This is a genomic window from Kribbella sp. NPDC048928 (assembly GCF_043197975.1).
GTDB lineage: Bacteria > Actinomycetota > Actinomycetes > Propionibacteriales > Kribbellaceae > Kribbella.
In genome coordinates, this window is record NZ_JBICUC010000005.1 from 303,545 (window position 1) to 323,606 (window position 20,062).

A 20,062-nucleotide genomic window follows, 5' to 3' on the forward strand; every position below is an offset into this window, starting at 1 on the left:
CACGTCTTCGGACGTTGTACTCAGTTGGGTGGGAGGCCGACGCCGCGGGAGACGTCCACGTCGTCGTACTTGCCTTCCAGTACGTCGATGAACTTCACCGGACGCTGCAGCGTCGAGGCGATGTAGACAGCCCGTACCGTGGCCAGCGCGTCGATGGCGTCCTGCACCGTGATGGCCGGTCGCCCGCCGTCGGCGATCGCCTTCAGGATGTCGTCGTACTGCGCCTTGTGGCCGCCCGGTTCGCCGCCGTCGAGCGGCAGGTCGTCCTTGCCGCCGTCGGCGTTCAGCCGGCTGAGACGGTCGTCCTCGAGCTCCGCGCCGCCCTCGGTGCCGTGGACCGAGACGCGCGTGCGGCCACCCGGGAACGCCGCGGTGGTCGCGTGCAGCGTACCGACCGCGCCGTTCTCGAAGGTGAGCGTCGCGACGACCGTGTCCTCGACCTCGATCGCGTGGTGGGCGGCCCGCAGCGCCTGCGCCTGGATGCTGACCGGGCGGCCCATGAACCACAGCATCAGGTCGACGGTGTGCACGCCCTGGTTCATCAGCGCGCCACCGCCGTCCTGCGCCCAGGTGCCCCGCCAGCCGGCGGAGGCGTAGTACTCGTCGCTGCGCCACCAGGCGACCGACGCGACCGACGACGTCAGCTTCCCGAACCGCCCGGCGTCGATCGCCTGCTTGATGGCCGCGCTGCCGGCGTCGAACCGGTGCTGGCTGATCACCGACGACACCACGCCGGAGTGCCCGGCCCGGTCGACCGCGGCGCCGAGCCGGCGGGCCCGGACCAGGTCCACGTCGAGCGGCTTCTCGATCACCACGTGCTTCTTCTCGTTCAGCGCCTCCTCGGCCAGCGCCGCGTGCGTCCCGCTCGGGGTGCAGATCGCGACGAGCGACACGTCCGACCCACTCAGCGCCGCGGTCAGGTCGGGGTACACCTTCGGCTCCGGCTGCCCGAGCTCGACCAGCTTCGCCTGCAGTGCCTCCGCGGCCGCGGCGTCGCCGTCCACGAGGGCGGTGACGATCGCGTCCGGCCGTTCCGCGATGGTGTTGGCGTGGGTGCGGCCGATGATGCCGCACCCGACGATCGCGACCTGCTGTTGTGTGTCAGGCATCTCGCTCCTACTGGAAGTTCGCGGTCAGTACCTGGTCCGCGGCGACAGTGAAGGTGTAGGACGCCTTCGTCGACACCACCGTCCCGTTCACGGTCCAGTCACGGAAAACGCTATCCGATCCTGGCGTCGCAGTCACTGTGACCTGCGCGCCGACCTCGTACGTTCCCGGCTCGGACTCGTTGCCGGCGATCGCCACGGCGCCGTTGCCGTTCGCCTGCACCGCGACGCTGCGCTGCACGACGTTGATCACCATCACGTTGTGCAAGGTCGCCGGCCCGCTCAGTGTCGCACCGTTGTACCGGGCGAGGTTGGTCGCCTCGACGTCACCGTCCAGCACCTGGACGGTGTGGCCGTCCGTGCCGAGGTTGTCGGTGCCCAGGTTGAACGCGTCGACCTGGCCGGAGTTGACCACCAGGCCGTTGTGGAAGCCGTACGCGAACACGTCCAGCAGCGTCAGGCCGCGGGCGCCGTCGACGGTGACGATCTGCGCCGTCTTCCGCATGTACTTGTCGATGACAAGGGTGAAGATGTCGCCCTCGTTCATCCAGTACGGCTCTGAGTAGCCGACCCGGGTGACCGCGTTCCCGTTCGACAGCACGCCCTCAACGCGGCCGTTGCGTCCGGCCCCGATCGTGATCGCGTGCTCGAAGAACGCGCCGGCGACCTTCCGTACGACGACGTCGTCGCCGCTGAGGTCGATCCCGTTCCAGGCGTTCGGGAAGCCGGCGTTGATCACGTAGTTCCCGCCGGCGTGCCCGCGGATCGCGTACGGATAGGGCACCACACCGTTCGCCGGATTGTTCTCCGGGTAGAACACGCGCAGCCCACGGACCCCCGCACGACTCTGCAGCGTGACCAGCGCGGTGTCGGTGTCACGCTCGAACGCCTGCAGGACGGTCCCACCGCTGAGACCACCCTCGTCCCGGTTCGGTACGGCGGACGCACCGCGGAGTTCGACCTTCGCCGGGACGTTCAGGTGCGTGCTGATCCGATACCACCCGGCGGGCAGGTACACGATCCCGCCACCCGCACGCCCCGCCTGGTCGAGCACCCGCTGGACGTCGCGAGTTGCGTCCGCGGACGGGAGGTAGCCGACGCCGTGCGGCGCATCCACGACGTACAGCTTCTGGACCGGTTTCGGGAGCGGTCGCTGGGTGTAGGTCGGCGCGGTGCCGGACATCTGGTCGACGGTCCCGGTGACTGCGCCGGTCAGCGCGGTCCCGGTGGTCTTGACGTACCCGTTGGAGTTGTTGGTGATTGCTGCGTCGGTGCCCTCGACGTGGCCGCCGGCGAGCGTCATGCCCCAGCGGTCGTCCATGACCTCGACGAGCAGCCCCGTCCCGGTCCGGCGTACGTCGGGCTCGAGGAAGCTGCCGGTGAACTGCGCGCGCTGGCCGTTCACCACATGGATGCCTATGGCGTAGTCCGAGACTGCGATCCGGTAGAACTGATCCCACTCGAGGTCTCCGAGCACCAGGCCGGTGCCGTGCGCGCGCGTCCAGGCGTCCAGCGCGGCCCGCGCCGGCGGATGGAACGCGGCCGGCGCCGAGGACCAGTACGAGTTGCTGAAGGCAACGTTCTCCCAGGTGCCGACGTCGGCCCCGTTGTAGGCCCGAGCACCCTCGAACAGCGCCGTACCGGTGACGTTACGGATCGTCGTGGATTCGTGCACCTGACCCGAGCTCGGCGCGTTGCCGTGGTCGTTGGGCATCGTGCTGACGCCGATCCCGCGGTACGAGTTGAGCATGGTGACGTCGGAGACGGTCGACATCATGTAGTTCTCGTTGCCGATCCAGGCGCCGCCCGGGATCTCGAACGTGTAGTTGTACGGCACCGGGTCGGCCGCGTTCTGGTTCGGGTAGTACGTGGTGACGCCGAGGACGCCGGCGCTGCCGCCGATCCGGAACAGGCTCGGTCCGTCGTCGCCGGGCGCAAGGTCCGCGATCACGACGGTGCCGGTGCCGAGCTTCGGGCCGTGGTCGCCGCGCAGGGTGCAGAACGCGTGCACCTCGATCGTGCCGGTGACCTTGTAGCTCCCGGCCGGGAGCCAGACGGTTCCGCCGCCGGCGTCCTGGCACGCGTAGATCGCCTGCTGGATCGCCTTCGTCGAATCACGCCGGCCGGTCCGGTCCGCACCGTACTGCGTGGCGTCGAAGTCGGCGACGACGCCGTCCTCGGTCGGGTTGGCGGTCCGCACGAGCTTCGGCCGCGGTACGACGACCGGCGACTCGCGGAGCTGGAGCTCCTTCACGACGAACGCGTCGGCGCCGGTCATCGCGACACGCACGTACCGGGCGCTGGTCGTGGCGAACCGGGTCCGGCTGAGCTGGTTGCCGCCTGGCGACCCGGTCCGGCCGACGTTCGTGAACTTCTTGCCGTCGTTCGACACCTGCACGGTGTAGTCAGGGGAGTAGGCCTCGGCCCATTCCACGCGCACGTCGTTCACCGGCCGCGGCCTGCCGAGATCGAGCTGCAGCCACGACGACGCGCCGCCGGTCCAGGAGGTCTGGTGGTTGTTGTCGTTGACGTTCGCGGCACCGGTCCCGCCGCTCGCCGACGCCGTACCCTCGTCGGCGAAGTTCGTGTCGACGACCGAAGCGTTGAACGCGTCCAGCTTGGCCTGCAGTGCGGTCAGGGCCTCCTTGACCTGTACGTCGGTGACGCCTGGAGTGGACGCGACCGCCTGAGCGTTGTCGATCGCCTCCTGCAAGCTGGCCCGGCTGCCGGTCGGGTACTGGCCGTCGCGGGTCCCCTCGCGGGCCGCCTTCTCGGCGCGAGCGGCCTCCCCGATCAGGTCGACGAGACCTTCGGTGACGTCGAGCGTGGTCGCGACCTTGGCGACCCGGACCGCGGCGACCTTGAGGTCGGCGGAGCCGTCGCCGTTGTGGATCCGGAAGTCGCCGCCGTTGGAGCGGTTGGTCAGCACCGCGTCCGGCAGCGCGAAGGTGTAGGTCTTCCAGGTCTTCGTGTCGCCGTACGTGACGACCTCGGAGTTCTTGAACTTGTCCGGGATCGTGTCGCCGGGGGAGTCGTAGTGCAGCCCGAACTGCCCGTTGCCCTCGTCGAAGTAGTCGATGCTGACGAGCACCAGGCTGTGGTTGTCGTACAGGTAGGTGTCGGCGACGTTCATGTAGAAGAAGCTGGTGCCCGGCGCGGGCGCGGTGCGGTCGGTCTGCCAGTACGGACGGCCGTCCTGGACGCCGGTGATCAGGTGCGAGGCGTCGTCCCCGGCGCGCGGGCTGATCCCGTTCTGAACCGGCGCGGCACCGAGCTGTACGGCGGCGCCTGCCGTGCTGATCCGGAGCGCGGCGAGCGTGATGTCGGAGCTGCCGAAGACGCGGACGTCGGCGTCGCCAAGGCGATTCGTGAACGCGATGCCGGTCAGCGCGTACACGCCGGTCTTCCATTGGCCGGTGTTCGTGAGCTGGATGCCGGTCGCGTCCTGCTGCGGGTCGGCTTGGGCGTCGTACTGGAGGTTCAGGGTGCCCGACCCGCTGTCGAGGTAGGTCACCGTCACCAGGACGTCGTCGGTGCCGATCTCGTCGACGTAGTCCCTGTAGTCACTGTCGACATCGAACTCGAGGTAGCCGGTGCCGGCCGCCTGATTGGTCTGCCAGTACGTCCGGCCCTGTTCGGTGCCGGTGCGGAGACCGGCCGGGTCGTCGCCGGCGGCGGGCTGGATCCCGAGGGTGGTCGGGGCCGGGCCGAGATCGGCGCCGACCCCGCTGGGGTACATGGTCGCGGCGTGCGCCGTCGGGACGGCGAGCAGGCCGGCGAGAAGAACCGTGGACAAGGTGGTGGACAGGACGCGCGCGAGCAGGCGTCTGGACATGCTGGAACCTCCAGGTGGCAGTACCGGAAGGACAGGCGAGAGCAGCTGCGCGGATAAGTTAAACCAAGCGTGTTACTAATTCAAGACTCTGCGCCCAGGGAGGAACAAGGCAGGCGCGGCGGCGATCACGGTGAAGGCGACGGCCCAGCCGAAGCTGTGGGCGTAGGCCGCGGCTGCGCTGTGCTGGTGCAGCTGGTTCTGGAGGACGACAGCCAACGTCGCCGCGCCGAACGCACCGCCGAGCTGCTGCATGATGCGGGTGGTGCTGCTCGCGTGCGGCAGCTGGACCGGCTCGAGGTCGCGGAACGCGCCGACCATGACGGCCAGGTTGACCGCGCTCAGACCGGCGCCACGGATCACGAGTGCGATCGCGAGCAGCCAGTACGACAGGTTGCTGATCGCGAACGGGATCGTGCCGATCGTGGTGAGCACGATGCCGATCAGGACCACCGGACGCGGACCGTACCGATCGGTGAGGCCGCCGGCCGTTCGGGCGATCAGGCTGCCGATGCCCTGCGGTACGAGCAGCAGGCCGGCCGCGGTGACCGTCTCGCCACGCGCCTGTTGGTAGAACAGCGGCAGGAGCAGCATCGCGCCGTACAGACCGAAGCCGGTCAGGAACATCAACGCCGTCGACGCGGCGAACGACCTGGTCCGGAACAGTGCAAGGTCGATCAGCGGCTCGGCGGCCCGGCGCAGGACGAAGGCCGCCAGCAGGATCACGCCGAGCACGATCGGGATCAGGACGGCAGCGTGCCCGAAGCCGTGATCGCCGACCTGACTGAGGCCGTAGACGATCGCCGCGATCGCAGGGGAGACGAGCAGCAGGCCGGTGACGTCGAGCGCGGCTGCGGTCGGTGCGGGGTCGGGCTGGAGCGTACGTATGGCAAGAATGATCGCGGCCAGGCAGATCGGGACGTTGACGTAGAAGATCCAGCGCCAGTCGAGGTGACCGACGAGAAGACCGCCGAGCACCGGGCCGAGGATCGGACCGATCACCACCGGCAGCGTGACGACCCCCATCAGCCGGCCGATCCGGTCGCGGCCGACGGCACGCAGCAGGATCGTCGGCAGGATCGGCAGCATCAGCCCGCCGCCGGCGCCCTGGATCACCCGGAACGCGATCAATGAGCCGATGTTCCAGGCGACGCCGCACAGCATCGACCCGGCCAGGAACAGGCCGAGCGCGATGATCCACATCCGCTTGGCGCCGAACCGGTTCGCGGACCAGCCGGTGATCGGCACGGCCATCGCGAGCGCCAGCAGGTACGCCGTACTGACCCATTGGACCGTGGCGACCGAGGTGTGCAGCTCGACGCCGAGGGTGTGGATCGCGATCGTGACGATCGTGCTGTCGAGCAGTGGGGCCATCGCGCCGAGAATCAGGACGCCGGCAAGGGTCATAACCGACCGGTCGAGACGGTCTGTCTGGGTAGTCATTCGGGAAGCTCCTTAGAGACGTAGCGTCTCTTACGGAGCTTAGAGTAGGCTCGGAGCGATAAGAGACGCAAGGTCTCCTCTGGAGGTTCGATGGAACGCCGGCGCGGTGCCGAACTGGAGGCCGTCCTGCTGGACGCCGCGTGGGCCGAGTTGATGGAGTCCGGCTACGCGCGGCTGACGATGGAAGCGGTCGCGGCGCGGGCCCAGACCGGCAAGCAGGTGCTGTACCGGCGCTGGCGGAACCGGGCCGAGCTGGTGATTGCGGCGATGCGGCACCACACCGGCTCGATCGTCGAGAACGTACCGGACACCGGCTCGTTACGCGGCGACGTACTGGGCGTGCTGCAGCTGATGGCCGACCGGGTCACCCGGATGGGTCCGGACACGGTCCACGGGCTGATGGCCGAGGCGCCCGACCTGGAGCCGGAGATGTACAGCCGGATGACCGGCGTGATGGCGACGATCGTGAAGCGGGCCGCGGAGCGCGGCGAGATCGCGACCGCCGACGTTCCGGCCGCGGTCCTCACCGCGCCGACGAACCTGATGCGGCACGAGATGTTCTTCAGCCATTCGGCCGTACCGTCGTCGACCATGACGGCGCTGGTCGACGACGTGTTCCTGCCGCTGGTCAGGGGGACTTGAGATGGCGCGGTACGGCGGTCATGACGCGACCGAGGTCGTCGGTGAGGGCGGCGACCCGCTCGGCGCGGCCGTCGTCGTCGATGTAGATCATGACCGTGCGGACGTCCGCGTGACCGGACAGCTCCTGGAGGTCCTCGGCGCTGTGGCCACGACGCTTCTGATCGGTGATCGCGGTCGCGCGCAGCGAGTGCGGGCCGACCGTTTCGGGGCGGGGTATCCCGGCTGTTCGGGCGAGGCGGCGCAGTAGCCGGGTGACGTCGTGCCGGTCGAGGCGAGCGCCGGTGGCGTCGGCGATGAGCGGGGCTGGTCCTGCTCCGGTCCAGGCCGGCCGGATCGCCCGGTACAGGTCGAGGAGCTCTGCGACCGTGGTCTCGAGCGGTACGCGGACCGCCTTGCCGCCCTTGCGGGTGACGACGAGCCACGTTCGGCGGCCCTCGTCGTGGCGGTCGGCGTCGTCGGCCCCGCACAGCTCGGAGACGCGCAAGGCCCCGGTGTAGAGCAGGCCGACGATCAGGGCGTCGCGGACGTCACCGGCTGCCGCGAGCAGGGCCGCGATCTGTTCCGCATCCAGGACCCGCGCAGAGGTGGCGCGCCGGCCGCGGTGGAACTTCGGCCGGTGGTCGTCGTCGGAGATCGGGGACACCGCGGGCAGGCCCCAGCCGGCGGCGTACCGATACAGGCTGGACAGCGTCGAGAGCCGGCGTGAGATGGAGGACGCCGCCGCGCCCGCGTCCTGCTGACCGGTCAGCCACATCGTCACCTCGCCGCGATGCAGGTCGAGACCGAACCGCTCCCGGCCGAGCTCGCGGCGTGCCCAGTCGGCCCAGAGCAGCAGGTCGTCGGCGTACCCGATCCGGGTGTCGCGGCTTGCCCGCCTCGTGCCGCCCAGCCACAGCACGGCCAGAGCGGTCAACTCAGGGGTGAGGGCCTCGGTGAGGAGGTCGAGCCGGTCGACCGGGGGAGCGCCCGGATCCCAGAGTGGTCGTCGGCGTCCGAGGGAGCGGCGCACGGCGGCTTCGGTGCTCGCATCGGGTCTCGGCAGCTCGACCACGTTGTCTGTTGGGCGAAATACGAGCGGTCCCGGCTGATCGTCCACAGGAGAGAGGTTAGCGCATAACGGGGATTATGTGCTACTTCAGTTCAGTTTAGATAGGTACAAAGTAGTGGACTGAAACCAAACTCAAAGCAAGCTTTATCGACTTAATCCGGTAGGGTGGTGTCATGACGACGACGGAGCCCGAGGCCATCGCGCCGTCTCGGCACGGGTTGTGCGAGTTCCCGGGCGTGAGCTGCGCGAATCCGAAGCAGGTCGATCCCGGGACGCCGGGCCGGCCGCCGAAGTACTGCGGCCGCGAAGGAGCCGGCGTCGACGGGAAGCCGGTCCTACACAACAAGGCGAATGCCTGGGCGGCGAAGAATCGCCTGGCCAGGCAGCCGGCTCGTCGGGTCGGCGTACCGGCCCAGGGTTCGGAGCCGGGGCCGGTGACGGCCGCCCGGATGACCCTCGAGCAGTTGATGAAGGGCAACCTGCCGCGCCTGATGCAGGAGCTGGAGGGATACCTGGCGCAGATCGCCGAAGCGGTTCGCACGTACGGCGACGCGGAGGCGGTGGCCGCCGAGGTGGAGCAGCTGCACGCGGCATCGCGGGCAGAGCTGGCCGATCTCGAGCGGCAGCGCGGCCAGGAGGAGCACCGCCGTCGGACAGCAGAGCAGCAGGCGGCCGACGCCGAGGACGCTCAGGAGGAGGCCGACGAGGCCGCCCGCGAAGCCGTCGAGGCGCTCGAGGAGGTGCGCGTCGCCAAGAGGCTGGCCGAGGAAGCGGCGGAGCAGGCTCGGCAGGAGGCGGCCGCCGTTCGGGAGAGTGCGGCTGGCGAGCTGGAGCAGGCCCGGCAAGAGACCACGGCCATCAGGGCCTCGGCGGCTGTTGAGTTGGAGCAGGCCCAGCAGGAGGTCGCGGCTGCCCGTGATGCTGCGGCGGCGGAGGTTGAGCGGGTGCGTGCCGAGGCCGAGCAGGAGATTCGTGACCTCCAGGCCAAGGCCGCGGAGCAGTTGCGTCAGGCCCGTGGTGAGGTCGAAGCCGCTCGGACCGCCCAGGCTACGGCGGAGGCCGAGCGGCTCGCGGCGCAGCAGGCGGCCGAACAACTGCGTACGGAACTGGGCGCCGAGTTGGCCACCGAGCGCGAGCGGCACCGCGCCGAGGTCGACGCGCTGCGCAGCGACCACCGCGCTGACCGCGAGCAGCTACGCGCCGACCATCAGGCCCAACTGGCCGACGTGAAGAAGGCCGCCGAGGACCGCTTCGCCGCAGTCACCGCCGCACAGCGCGCAGCCGAACAGGTCGCCGACGCACTCCGCCAACAGCTGAAGGCCTGACTCCAGCCATCCGCCGGCCCAGCAGATCCGTCGCCCCGGACGGCGAAAGGTTGTATCGGAGTAAACACTTCGTGCGTACGGCGATGGGCTGCCACGATGTGCGCATGGAACTGGTGATCGTCTTCGGCCCGGCCGCGGTCGGGAAAATGACCGTGGGGCACGCGCTGTGCGAGCTGACCGGGTTCAAGACGAGCGGCTCGCCCGCAACGTCACCGAGTTCCGCCTGGCTCAGAAGGCTAGCAAGCGCGACCTGGAGAGCTCTCGACGTAACCTGCTCGCGCTTGATGCGGACCATACGTTGAACACCGGCGGTCCACGAACGAAGGCAGAGGAGCTGATCGAGCGGCACGATCACCTCCGGGTGGACAACACGGACCTCACACCGGAGAAGGCAGCCGAGCAAGTCGTTGAAGCCTTCGAACTGCGGAAGGTCCTGCAGCACTGACCAACCGGATCTTCAGCCGAAGGCGTGGAGGTTGCGGGTGACCCAGTCCGCGAAGGTGTGCGGCGGCCGGCCGAGCACCTTCTCGACATCCGGGCTGACCTCCTGCTCGGCCGGCAGCGGCGAGCCGAGTACGTCGAGGGTCGCGTCGACGACGGGTTCGGGCATGAAGCCGAGCATTCCTTCGCGGGCCTGGGCACGGGTGAGTTCGACGACGGTGATCGGCGTACCGACGGCGGCCTGGATCACCTCGGCCTGCCCGCGGGGCGAGATCGCGGCGGGGCCGGTCAAGGTGTAGACGGCGCCGGAGTGACCCGGTTCGCGCAGGACGGCCGCGGCGACCTCGGCGATGTCCTGCGGGTCGACGGCCGGCAGCGGCACGTCGGCGAACGGGGCAGCCATCGCACGCTGCGTCCGGATGGAGTCGGCCCAGGCGTACGCGTTGGTGGCGAAGTTGCCGGGGCGAAGGATCGTCCACTCCAGGCCGGACCCGGTCACCGCATCCTCGTGGATGGACGGATGGCGCTGGGTGCTGACGCCTTGCGACGACAGCAGTACGACCCGCGGGACCCCGGCCGTACGGATCACGTCGACGACGTCCTTGAGGTTGCCGTGGGCAAGAAAGTCGGGGGCGGTGAGCAGGAAGACGGCCTTAGCGCCGTCGAGGACGGGGATGAGGGTTTCGGGTTTGGTGAGGTCGGCCTGGTGGCCGGCGCCGCTGCGCGAGACAGCGACGACGTCCTCGCCGGCGGCGGTCAGGGTCTCGACGAGGGGGCGGCCTACGTTGCCGGTTGCTCCGGTGATCACGATCATGGGGATGACGCTAATAGCCGGGGGATAGTAGGTACCTAGAGGATAGTATTAGGTTTGTGACCGAGCCCACAGCCGCCGCCCCCGCCCCCACGGCAGCCACAGCCGCCGCCGTTGATCCCGTGCAGGCGTGCCCGATCGCGCCGGTCGTCGACCTCGTGTTCAGCCGCTGGACGACCCCGATCCTGTGGACGCTGAACGAGTACGGCCGCCAGCGCTTCCTCGAACTGCAGCGCCGGATCGGCGCCATCACCCCGAAGGTGCTCACCCAGCGCCTGCGCCAACTCGAACGCGACGGCCTGATCACGCGGACGTACTACGCCGAGGTCCCACCCCGGGTCGAGTACGACATCAGCCCCCTGGGCCGTACCCTCGCCCCACTCTTCCACTCGTTGGCCAACTGGTCCCCGAACCTCACCAAGGTAGAAGCAGCCCGCCACCACTTCGACACCCACGAACCCGCCCACCGCCGCCCCTGACAAACCAGCGGATATCCATCGGTGGCCGGGGTTCTCCATTGGTATGCCGGTGAAGAACCCCCGCCACGAGTGGATAACCGGCTCCTCGCGGTCGAGGGTGTAGGTCGCAGTGCTGCGACCGGCGGCCCGTCGTCGCTCGGGGAGGTGGCGGATGGCGGTGGGGCCGGTTGTCGAGATCCCGCCGCTCATCGCTGGGCTGCGTTTGGGTGGTTAACCCCCGCCCTTGCCCCTTCCCCGCTCGCATCCTGGAGGCAAACGGGCAATCTGAGAGGTGAACCACCCAAACGGAGATGCCCAGGCTGCTGCTGGCGGGTTGTTTGACCGCTGGCGTCGAGCAACAGGCCAGTGGTGACATAACCCGTCAGCGGTGAGGCAATCTACGCCGGGCACCCGCCGGCCTCAGACCCACCTACACCCCCAATCGTGAAGAGCCGGACAACCAGCTCTCCGGACCCACACATCGGACAGGAGAGCCCGATATCCGCTGGTTTGTCAGGCCACGCCGACTAGTTCTCGGGTGGGGAGTTGGGTTAGGAGGGTGAAGAAGTGTTCGGTGGCTTCGGGTAGGCGGAGGTGGCCGGCTTCGTGGTGGTGCCAGCCGTACTCGAGTTCGCCGTCGATGATGCGTTCCTGCAGCGGTACGGCGTAGCGGCTGAGCGTCATGCGGGACGGGCCGGTCTGCGGGTGGTGGTCGCCGCAGCCGCACTCGGCGGGGATGGTGATCATGGTCAGTGAGTCTGCGGAGTAGGTGCGCAGGCGGAGCGTCGTACCGCGGGCGGTGAACCGTCCGATCGTTGCGTCAGGCAACTGGACGAGCAGCTCGACCGGTACGGCGTAGGAGCCGGGGAGGAGGTGGAGACCACGGGACGCGAGCAGGTCGGCGAGAGCCGGGAGATTCATGCGAAGTTCCTGTGAGTGCTGTGTCGGCGGGCGGGCCACGGAAGGGGTCAGGGCCTCGTGCGCCGGACTCGGCGCGCGTCAGCGACAACAGCAACAACACAGCATCTGCATGTGCACGATGATGACAGCACGCACGGTCCACCACCAAACACCGTCCGCGATCTGGGACGCCTGTCCACCAGCACGGCTGTCCACCAGTACGGCGGGTCACCCGTCCGTAGTACGGCAACCGGGGGTGTGGACAGGAAGTGGTGCGCGAGCACCTGTTATTTCCTGTTCAAGGCCCCCGGCCCGTAGGCCAGGCCCCGAGTTCTGGCAGGCAGGTCCGGCGCGACGATGCGGTGCGAGGAACTGGATGCAGGGTGTTGGTTGGGTCAGTCGGCCTTTTTGCCGAACATGATTTCGTCCCAGCTCGGGACGCTGGCGCGCTTGCCGCGGCGGGCCGGCTTCTTCTTCGGCTCGGCCGGGGTCTCGCCTGCCTGAGCTGCTGCTGCATCGTCGGACAGCTCGGGCTGCGCGTTCGCGGCAGGCTCGCCCGCCTTGGTCGCCTCTGTTGCCTCGGTCACCTCGGTCGCCGCGGATGCGTCGTCGCGGCGATCCAGGTCCTCCCGGGCAGACTCCTGGCGAACCTGACGTGCCTGCTCTTGAAGGGTGGGCTCGTGCTCGGTGGGGGCGTCCGCGGGGGAGGCGAAGGCGGGCGGGTCGGTCGGGCGTTCGACGGCGCGGACCGACGGGCGCGGGGCGGGCGGCTGGTCGACCGGTACGTCGATCAGCGTCGGCTCCTCGTCCGGGTTCGGCACCGAGTGCACGCGCCGCGGCCCACGAGCCCCGTCACGCGCACCGCGCTCGAAGTCCCGCTGCCCGCGCTCGACCTCACGCGCACTGTGCTCACCGTCCCGCTGCGCGCGCTCCGCGTCTCGGGTGCCCGGCTCCTGACCACGCTGACCACGCGTCACATCTCGCGCGCCGCGCTCCAGGTCACGCTGTCCTCGCTCGGCATCCCACGCGCGGGGCTCGGCGTCGCGCGCCCCGCGGTCGAGGTCCCGGTTGCCGCGGGCCACTTCGCGTTGGTGGCCCTGCGGCTCGTCGCGGGAAACCGGGTGGTTTCGGCGGCGCAGGGAGACGGTGTCCTCGAAGCCGGCTTCGTAGCTGTCGGCGCCGTGGTCCGGGGCGAGCATCGGGTCGATGTCCGCGACCGCGGCCAGTCGCCGTTCGCCGGGCTGCGGCTGAACCGGTGTCGGCAGTACCTGGGCCTGCTCGCCGACCAGCCAGCGCGCCTCGTCGTCGTCCGGGACGGCGTACCGCCCCGGAGCGTCGTAGGCGAACATGGCGATCTTCTCTTCCTTCTGCTCCTCGCCGGAGTCGTCGGTGTCCTCGGACTCGACGAAGTACGACACGCGGACGGCCCAGCGGCCGTCCTCGCGCCGCCATGCGTCCCACTCGGCCGATGCCGGGTCGATCTGCCGCAGCCGGAGCCGGTCGGTCACCCAGGCGCCGAGGTTGCGGGTCGGGGCGTCGCCGCCACCGCGACGACGGACGGATGCGCGCTGCGCGAGGCTGGCGATGTGGTCCCGCTCGGCCAGGACCGGGCCGGCGAACGCCATCACGCGTTCCATCGGCATCTGGGCGACGGCTGCGACCGCCTCGGGACTTTCGCCGGCGCGGATACGAGCCTGGATGTCTCGTGGGCGCAGCGCGCTCTCCATTTGAATCTCCAGCTGGCCGAGTCGGGCACGGTCGCCGCGGAGGGCCGCACGCAACCGGTCGTCGACCGGAACGGCGAACTCCTCACCCGTCTCTGCCATCGCCAGGACGAGTTGTGTTCCGTCCTGGCTCAGACCGACGAGCCTCGCCTCGCGCATTGACCTTGTTCTCCTGTGCGGTTCTAGACAGTCTCTCCCGGACGCTGGGCCTGACCAAGACCGGCGCGCCGTGCCGCCCGGTCATTGTGGAGGTTACGTCACGAAAACACATCTTGCCTGGTCACCAGGGTCCTCCTGGTCACACCAGTCACAGTAGCCACAACACGGTGTGACTACTAACCAGAACTCAGCCGCCGAAGGCCGAACGCACCGCGAGCGCCCGCTTCAGATCGTCGACGCCGTCGCCGACGGATCGCCGGATGCCGGCGGCCACGGACTCGTCCGCGATCAGGTCGGCGGCGCGGTCGACCACGCGCTGGTCGATCGTGTAGCGCGGGAACGCGAGCTTCGCGCTGGTCGCCACGACCCACCCGGAGCGGAGCTTCTCGGTGCCCGCGATCTCCGCGAAGTACCGGTCGGCGTACGGCGCGGTGAGCTCGGACTGCGTCGGGTGCCAGAACCCTTCGCACGCGGCGTACAGCTCGTAGTTGGCGAGGTCGGCGTCCGTGGTGATCTGCGCCCACGCACGCTCCTTCGCCTCGGGCGTCGGCAGCGCGGCCCGGCAACGGGTCGCGTGCACCACGCCCTCGGAGGAGGAGTCGCGCTGGAGCTCTGCGTCGATGTCGGTCTCGCCGATCGCTCCGAGCCGCGCGAGCCGCAGCGTCACCAGCCAGCGCAGGTCGGCGTCCATGACGACGCCGTTCGGTACGGAGTTGGCAGAGTCACCCGCAAGCCAGCCCTTCAGCCGCTCGACGTCGTCGCTGAGCGTCGCGAACCCGCGGGCCAGCGACAGCTGCACACTGGTCCCGGCCTCGACCGTCTCGAGACGATCCCGCAGTACGTCGGCCAGCTGCCCGCGGTACGGCTCGTACGGAAGGTAGATCCCGAGCAGGCGAGTGAGCGACCAGCCCAGCAAGGCCCCGACCGCGATGTCGCTGGTCTCGGTCGGCAGCATCCCGAGCACCACGTCGAACCCGGCCTTCGGGTCCAGCTCGGCGTCCGCGACCGAGTCCCGGACGCTGTTCAGTACGACGGCGCGCGTGACTCCGTCATCGATCTTCGGCAGCAGGGCCGCGAGGTTGGCGAGGCTGTCGGCGTCGAGCCGGATCTTTGCCCAGCTGTCGTCGCCGGCATCCGGGATCACGACGGCCACGGACGGGTCGAGGTCGACGTCCACCTCGTCGGCGTCGACCAGTACGTCGACGGTCGTCCGGGTGCCGTCGGCGGTGTACCCGGCGACGATGAGCTTGTGCGGCCGGGACGCCGGGTACGCCGCAGGCGCTTTGCGGTGCAGCTTGATCCCGTCGGCGGTACGAACGACGGTCAGCGTGTCGACGCCCGGTGTCCGCAGCCACGCCTGAGCCCAGTCGTCGAGCCCGCTTGCGCCGGCCTCGGTCCACTTGCCGAGCAGGTCCGCGAACGTCGCGTTGCCGAACTCGTGCGCCGCGATGTGCGCGTTGACGCCGGCCAGGAACACGTCGTCACCGAGGTACGCCGCGAGCTGCTTGAGGACAGCGGCGCCCTTCGCGTACGAGATGCCGTCGAAGTCGTCGAGCGAGGACGCCGCGTCCTTGACCGCGTCGGCCGCGACCGGGTGCGTCGACGACCGCTGGTCGGCCTGCAGGCCCCACCACTTGCGGATGTAGGCGAAGTCGATCCAGTTGTCGGTGTACCGGGTGGCGGCGGTCGAGACCCGGTGCGCCATGTACTCGGCGAACGACTCGTTCAGCCACAGATCGTTCCACCACTTCATCGTCACGGTGTCGCCGAACCACTGGTGCGCCATCTCGTGCACGATGGTCCGGGCCCGCTGGCTGCGCTCGCCGTCGGTCACCGCGGAGCGGAACACCATCGAGTCGCGGAACGTCACGCAGCCCGGGTTCTCCATCGCGCCGGCGTTGAACTCCGGGACGAACGCCTGGTGGTACTCGCCGAACGGGTACCGGTAGCCGAACATCCGGTGGTACTCGTCGAAGGACTGCTTGGTCACCTCGAAGATGTCCGCGGCCTCGCGGTCGAGCGCGTCCTTCAGCGACTGCCGGGAGACGACGCTCAGGTTGATCCCGTCGTGGGAGTCGGTGAGCTGGTGGTACGGGCCGGCGACGACGGTCACGAAGTACGTCGAGAGCGGCTTGGTCTCGGCCAGCTCCCAGCGGCCGGGGGAGACCTGCGTCGAGGCGCCGTTGCCGAGCACCAGCCAGTCCTGCGGCGCGGTCACCTTGAACCGGTACGGCGCCTTCAGGTCGGGCTGGTCGAAGCAGGCGAAGATCCGCGGGCCGGCGTCCAGGAACGACATCGCGTACGTGTAGGCGAGGCCGTCGGCGGCGTCGACCGCGCGGTGCAGGCCCTCACCGTCGTGGGAGTAGGCCATGGTGGCGACGACCGCCAGTTCGTTGTCGTCCTGCAGCCCGGTGAGCTCGAGCCGGCCGTCGTTGAGACCGGCGACGTCGACGGCCGCACCGTTGAGGGTGACCGAGATCAGTGCGTCGGGTTTGACGTCCACCCAACTCGACGGCTCCGAGGCGGTGAACCTGATCGTGGTGGTGGACCCGAACGTCCGCTCGCCTTGGGTGAGGTCGAGATCGACGTCGTACGACTGGACGGAAAGCGCGGCGGCCCGAGTGCGGGCGCCGTCGACGGTGAGACTCGGCATGAGGGCCACTGTATGCCGAGATTAGGCTGAGCACATGAGTGATATGGAGTACCGCCAGTTGGGTGACTCGGGTCTGACCGTCAGCGTTGTCGGGCTGGGGTGCAACAACTTCGGACGGCGCCTGGATGCGGGCCGTACGGAGGTGGTGGTGAACGCCGCGCTGGACGCGGGGATCACGCTGTTCGACACCGCCGACATCTACCGCGGCGAGCACGGGTTCAGCGAGGAACTGCTCGGCAAGGCGCTCGGGTCGCGCCGCGACGAGGTCGTGATCGCGACCAAGTTCGGCGGTGACATGGGCGGGGTGAACGGCCCGGACTGGGGCGTCCGCGGCTCCCGGCGGTACATCCGCAAGGCGGTCGAGTCGAGTCTGCAGCGGCTCGGCACCGACTGGATCGATCTCTACCAGCTGCACTTCCCGGACCCGGTCACGCCGATCGAGGAAACGCTGGCAGCCTTGTCCGAACTGGTTGCCGAGGGCAAGGTGCGGTACATCGGCAGCTCGCAGTTCGCCGGCTGGCAGGTGGTGGACGCGGACTGGACCTCGCGGTCGAACGGGCTCGAGCACTTCATCAGCGCGCAGAACCACTACTCGCTGCTCGAGCGGGACGTCGAGGACGAGCTGGTGCCGGCCTGTGAGCACCTCGGGATCGGCATCCTGCCGTTCTTCCCGCTCGCGTCCGGTCTGCTGTCCGGCAAGTACAAGCGCGGTACGTCGGCACCCGACGGCACCCGGCTCGCGACGCAGCCGGACCGCCTGGCGCAGGCGGACTTCGACAAGATCGAGGCGCTGGAGACGTTCGCGGCCGAGCGCGACCTGACGATGATCGACGTCGCGATCGGCGGTCTCGCCGCGCAGCCCGCGGTCGCCTCGGTGATCGCCGGCGCCACCAAACCCGAGCAGATCACCCAGAACGTCGCCGCCGGCACCTGGGACCCGACCCCCGCCGACCTAGCCACCCTGGACGAACTCACGTGACCTGTATTGAATGCCGCGCTCCGCGCGGCGTGTCATGGGGCTGTGCCTCCCGATCTTCCCTCGTCGCTCCGCTCCTCAGTCCAGACCGGGAGGCCCCATGACACTGATCTTGCTGCCGCCGTCCGAGGGGAAGAGTGGGCGGGCGCGGGGTCGTGCTGTGGACTTCGGGACGTTGTCGTTTCCGGAGTTGAACCCGGTGCGTGAGCAGGTGCTCGAGACGCTGGCGAAGGTTTCCGCCACCGCGGATGCGCACGACGTACTGGAGGTCGGTGCATCGCTGCAGCACGAGGTCGAGCGGAACACCCGCTGGCGGACCGAGCCGTCCGTCCCGGTCTCCGAGCTGTACTCCGGCGTGCTCTACGACGCTCTCAGCTACTCAACACTCTCCGCAGGTACGAAGCGCCGCGCCGCGAACCGGCTGCTCGTCATCTCGGCCGCGTGGGGCGCACTCCGCCCCGCGGACCGCGTCCCGCCGTACCGGCTCTCGATGGGTACGACCCTGCCCGGCCACGGACCGCTGGCGTCGGTCTGGCGCGATCCGCTCAGCGCGGCGCTCAAGGACGTCGACGGTGTGATCGTCGACTGCCGCTCGTCGACGTACGTGGCCGCGTGGCGCCCGTGCGGTGCGCAGGCGGACAAGTGGGTGTCGGTGAACGTGGTCCGCGAGCGCAACGGCTTACGGACCGTCGTCTCGCACAACGCCAAGCACACCCGCGGCCTGGTCGCCCGGCACTTGCTTGAATCGGGCAAGGATCCGGGCACGGCGAAATCCCTGCACAAGCTGGTGAACGAGCGCTGGAACGCCGAGCTGGAGCGCGCGGCGGCGGGCTGGACCCTGACCGTCGTGGAACACGACTGACGTTCATCCGACTGTAACTGGTGAGTGGTTTCCTACGGTGGGTGATCGGGGAAGGCTGAGGGCAGCAACGTCAGGGGGGATCCGCCCTAACCCTCGGAGGCCTGACCGATGCGACGTTCGATCACCGCTGCCGTCACCGCAGTAGCTGCGACGGCAGCCTTCACCCTGAGCGCCGGACCGGCGCTGGCGTACCCACCGGACCCGCCGTCGGCGAGCACGGCCGCGACCGAGCTGGCGAGCCTGACCGTGAAGACGGAGGGTTCGACGACCGGATACAGCCGCGACAAGTTCCCGCACTGGATCACCCAGTCCGGGACCTGCGACACCCGCGAGGAAGTCCTGAAGCGCGACGGCACCGGTGTGACCGTCGACAGCAGTTGCCAGCCGACGGCCGGCAAGTGGTACAGCGTGTACGACTCGACGTACATCACCGACTCCTCCGGTGTGGACATCGACCACATCGTGCCGCTGGCCGAGGCGTGGAAGTCCGGCGCCAGCGGCTGGACGCAGGCCAGGCGCCAGGAGTTCGCGAACAACCTGACGATCGCGCAGCTGATCGCGGTGTCGGCGTCGAGCAACCGATCGAAGGGCGACCGGGACCCGTCGGAGTGGAAGCCGACGAACACGGCGGTGCACTGCATCTACGCGCGCGAGTGGATCTGGGTGAAGTACACGTACAAGCTGTCGCTGCAGTCCGCGGAGAAGACCGCTCTGCAGCAGATGCTCGGAACCTGCTAGTCCTCGAGCAGGTGGCGGCGCTGGGCGTGGATGCCGGCCTGGAAACGGGTCCGCGCGCCCAGCGTCTCCATCAACTCGGCCACCCGGCGGCCGACGGTCCGGCTGCTCAGCGCGAGCTGCCGCGCGATCGCGTCGTCCTTGAACCCGGCCGCGAGCAGGGTCATCAGGCGGGCGTCGGTCGGGTCGGCCTTCGGTGACGGGACGACCGGAACGGCCTGGTCCCACAGCAGCCAGAACATCTGGGTGAGCGCGTCCAGCAACGCACAGGGATGGACGACGAGGGCGCTGTCGACCAACTGGTCCACGACCAGCGGCAGCAGCGCCGCCTTCTGGTCGAAGACGGCGAGCTTCATCGGCGGCTGCGGATGGATCCGGGAGATCTCGCCCGCGTCCGCCGCGCTGTACGCCTGGTCGACCGCACCCGGGACGCCGAGCGAGTCGGGGGAGTAGATGCCGTGGACAACGACCCCGTCGCTGAGCAGGCCGCGCACCCGAGGCTCGGATTCGCCGGTCTTCGAGGCGTACGGCGGGCGGTCGATGACGAGCAACTCCTCGCGGGTGCCGGTCAGCAACTGTGCGAACCGGGCCGCGATCGCCTCCTGCCCGACGAGCACCTCGACCAGGTTCTCCGGGCGGTACCTCTCCTGGGTGCTGAGCTCCGACAACAGCACCCGGGCCTCGGCGCGTACGCGGTCGAGCTCGGCCCGCCGTACGGCGACCAAGGCGTCCACCGCGACGTCGGGACGGGTCGGGATCAGCCGGATCGGGTCGTCGGACGTGGTTGTGAGCAGGCCGAGCTTCTCCAGCCACCCGACGGTCCCGGTGAGCTCCTGCTCGTCGCGGCCGAGGCGCTCGGCGAGCTGCCCGATCTCGCAGCCCGGGGCCGACAACAACGCCCGATAGGCCTCCTCGTCGGACGGCTCGACCCCCAGAGACTCCAGCAT

Annotated in this window: 16 protein-coding genes; 7 read left to right on the plus strand and 9 right to left on the minus strand. The window is 69.3% G+C overall.

Features of this window, described 5'->3' with window-relative positions; all coding sequences use genetic code 11:
• Positions 1-20: 20 nt before the first annotated feature.
• From ACGFI6_RS23510 to ACGFI6_RS23520, 3 genes are all read right to left on the minus strand, one after another.
• The gene (locus ACGFI6_RS23510) at positions 21-1,109 is read right to left on the minus strand and encodes a Gfo/Idh/MocA family protein (RefSeq protein ID WP_393121882.1); all 1,089 of its coding nucleotides are present in this window, start codon (positions 1,107-1,109) and stop codon (positions 21-23) included.
• A gap of 7 nt (positions 1,110-1,116) precedes the next feature.
• Positions 1,117-4,941 (minus strand): glycosyl hydrolase family 28-related protein, encoded by a 3,825-nt coding sequence (locus ACGFI6_RS23515; RefSeq protein WP_393121883.1) that lies wholly within the window; start codon positions 4,939-4,941, stop codon positions 1,117-1,119.
• Positions 4,942-5,016: 75 nt separating this feature from the next.
• On the minus strand, positions 5,017-6,381 hold the full coding sequence (locus ACGFI6_RS23520) for an MDR family MFS transporter (RefSeq protein ID WP_393121885.1): 1,365 nt from the start codon (positions 6,379-6,381) through the stop codon (positions 5,017-5,019).
• 90 nt (positions 6,382-6,471) lie between these two features.
• Here ACGFI6_RS23520 and ACGFI6_RS23525 point away from each other — a divergent pair, with 90 nt between their 5' ends.
• Positions 6,472-7,023 carry a TetR/AcrR family transcriptional regulator gene (locus tag ACGFI6_RS23525; RefSeq protein WP_393121886.1) on the plus strand — a complete coding sequence of 184 codons (552 nt, stop codon included), beginning with the start codon at positions 6,472-6,474 and terminating at the stop codon, positions 7,021-7,023.
• On the opposite strand, the gene ACGFI6_RS23530 is transcribed toward ACGFI6_RS23525, so the two are convergent.
• The gene (locus tag ACGFI6_RS23530) at positions 7,010-8,119 is read right to left on the minus strand and encodes a tyrosine-type recombinase/integrase (protein WP_393121888.1); all 1,110 of its coding nucleotides are present in this window, start codon (positions 8,117-8,119) and stop codon (positions 7,010-7,012) included. The two genes, ACGFI6_RS23525 and ACGFI6_RS23530, sit on opposite strands and share 14 nt — an antisense overlap.
• 125 nt (positions 8,120-8,244) lie before the next feature.
• Between ACGFI6_RS23530 and ACGFI6_RS23535 the strand changes: the two genes are divergently transcribed.
• Both ACGFI6_RS23535 and ACGFI6_RS23540 read left to right on the plus strand, forming a co-directional pair.
• A complete protein-coding gene (locus tag ACGFI6_RS23535; RefSeq protein WP_393121890.1) occupies positions 8,245-9,396 on the plus strand; it encodes a hypothetical protein in 1,152 nt (383 codons plus the stop codon).
• Positions 9,397-9,562: 166 nt separating this feature from the next.
• Positions 9,563-9,841 carry a hypothetical protein gene (locus tag ACGFI6_RS23540; RefSeq protein ID WP_393121892.1) on the plus strand — a complete coding sequence of 93 codons (279 nt, stop codon included), beginning with the start codon at positions 9,563-9,565 and terminating at the stop codon, positions 9,839-9,841.
• 12 nt (positions 9,842-9,853) lie between these two features.
• On the opposite strand, the gene ACGFI6_RS23545 is transcribed toward ACGFI6_RS23540, so the two are convergent.
• Positions 9,854-10,651: an NAD(P)H-binding protein gene (locus tag ACGFI6_RS23545; protein ID WP_393121894.1), complete on the minus strand. Its 798-nt coding sequence runs from the start codon at positions 10,649-10,651 to the stop codon at positions 9,854-9,856.
• A 56-nt stretch (positions 10,652-10,707) separates the two neighbouring features.
• On the opposite strand from ACGFI6_RS23545, the gene ACGFI6_RS23550 reads away from it, so the two are divergent.
• The gene (locus ACGFI6_RS23550) at positions 10,708-11,127 is read left to right on the plus strand and encodes a winged helix-turn-helix transcriptional regulator (RefSeq protein WP_393121896.1); all 420 of its coding nucleotides are present in this window, start codon (positions 10,708-10,710) and stop codon (positions 11,125-11,127) included.
• Between the two features lie 492 nt (positions 11,128-11,619).
• Here the strand turns inward: ACGFI6_RS23550 and ACGFI6_RS23555 are convergent, their stop codons facing one another.
• From ACGFI6_RS23555 to pepN, 3 genes are all read right to left on the minus strand, one after another.
• Positions 11,620-12,027 (minus strand): hypothetical protein, encoded by a 408-nt coding sequence (locus ACGFI6_RS23555; RefSeq protein WP_393121897.1) that lies wholly within the window; start codon positions 12,025-12,027, stop codon positions 11,620-11,622.
• 374 nt (positions 12,028-12,401) lie between these two features.
• The gene (gene sepH, locus ACGFI6_RS23560; RefSeq protein ID WP_393121898.1) at positions 12,402-13,889 is read right to left on the minus strand and encodes a septation protein SepH; all 1,488 of its coding nucleotides are present in this window, start codon (positions 13,887-13,889) and stop codon (positions 12,402-12,404) included.
• A gap of 187 nt (positions 13,890-14,076) precedes the next feature.
• A complete protein-coding gene (pepN, locus tag ACGFI6_RS23565; protein WP_393121899.1) occupies positions 14,077-16,542 on the minus strand; it encodes an aminopeptidase N in 2,466 nt (821 codons plus the stop codon).
• A gap of 34 nt (positions 16,543-16,576) precedes the next feature.
• Between pepN and ACGFI6_RS23570 the strand changes: the two genes are divergently transcribed.
• From ACGFI6_RS23570 to ACGFI6_RS23580, 3 genes are all read left to right on the plus strand, one after another.
• On the plus strand, positions 16,577-17,521 hold the full coding sequence (locus ACGFI6_RS23570) for an aldo/keto reductase (RefSeq protein ID WP_393121901.1): 945 nt from the start codon (positions 16,577-16,579) through the stop codon (positions 17,519-17,521).
• A 97-nt stretch (positions 17,522-17,618) separates the two neighbouring features.
• Positions 17,619-18,380, plus strand: a complete 762-nt coding sequence (locus ACGFI6_RS23575; protein ID WP_393121903.1) for a YaaA family protein — start codon at positions 17,619-17,621, stop codon at positions 18,378-18,380.
• A gap of 108 nt (positions 18,381-18,488) precedes the next feature.
• Positions 18,489-19,118, plus strand: coding sequence for an HNH endonuclease family protein (locus ACGFI6_RS23580; RefSeq protein WP_393121905.1), 630 nt, complete (start codon positions 18,489-18,491; stop codon positions 19,116-19,118).
• Here the strand turns inward: ACGFI6_RS23580 and ACGFI6_RS23585 are convergent.
• A complete protein-coding gene (locus ACGFI6_RS23585) occupies positions 19,115-20,062 on the minus strand; it encodes a transcriptional regulator TrmB (protein ID WP_393121907.1) in 948 nt (315 codons plus the stop codon). The two genes, ACGFI6_RS23580 and ACGFI6_RS23585, sit on opposite strands and share 4 nt — an antisense overlap.

What these genes read in the sequence shown, in the direction of transcription:
- pepN (WP_393121899.1), bottom strand. Translation starts at nt 16,542, where the DNA reads ATGCCGAGTCTCACCGTCGACGGCGCCCGCACTCGGGCCGCCGCGCTT.
- ACGFI6_RS23575 (WP_393121903.1), top strand. Translation starts at nt 17,619, where the DNA reads ATGACACTGATCTTGCTGCCGCCGTCCGAGGGGAAGAGTGGGCGGGCG.
- ACGFI6_RS23580 (WP_393121905.1), top strand. Translation starts at nt 18,489, where the DNA reads ATGCGACGTTCGATCACCGCTGCCGTCACCGCAGTAGCTGCGACGGCA.
- ACGFI6_RS23570 (WP_393121901.1), top strand. Translation starts at nt 16,577, where the DNA reads ATGAGTGATATGGAGTACCGCCAGTTGGGTGACTCGGGTCTGACCGTC.
- ACGFI6_RS23525 (WP_393121886.1), top strand. Translation starts at nt 6,472, where the DNA reads ATGGAACGCCGGCGCGGTGCCGAACTGGAGGCCGTCCTGCTGGACGCC.
- ACGFI6_RS23520 (WP_393121885.1), bottom strand. Translation starts at nt 6,381, where the DNA reads ATGACTACCCAGACAGACCGTCTCGACCGGTCGGTTATGACCCTTGCC.
- ACGFI6_RS23545 (WP_393121894.1), bottom strand. Translation starts at nt 10,651, where the DNA reads ATGATCGTGATCACCGGAGCAACCGGCAACGTAGGCCGCCCCCTCGTC.
- ACGFI6_RS23515 (WP_393121883.1), bottom strand. Translation starts at nt 4,941, where the DNA reads ATGTCCAGACGCCTGCTCGCGCGCGTCCTGTCCACCACCTTGTCCACG.
- ACGFI6_RS23535 (WP_393121890.1), top strand. Translation starts at nt 8,245, where the DNA reads ATGACGACGACGGAGCCCGAGGCCATCGCGCCGTCTCGGCACGGGTTG.
- ACGFI6_RS23585 (WP_393121907.1), bottom strand. Translation starts at nt 20,062, where the DNA reads ATGCTGGAGTCTCTGGGGGTCGAGCCGTCCGACGAGGAGGCCTATCGG.
- ACGFI6_RS23510 (WP_393121882.1), bottom strand. Translation starts at nt 1,109, where the DNA reads ATGCCTGACACACAACAGCAGGTCGCGATCGTCGGGTGCGGCATCATC.
- sepH (WP_393121898.1), bottom strand. Translation starts at nt 13,889, where the DNA reads ATGCGCGAGGCGAGGCTCGTCGGTCTGAGCCAGGACGGAACACAACTC.
- ACGFI6_RS23555 (WP_393121897.1), bottom strand. Translation starts at nt 12,027, where the DNA reads ATGAATCTCCCGGCTCTCGCCGACCTGCTCGCGTCCCGTGGTCTCCAC.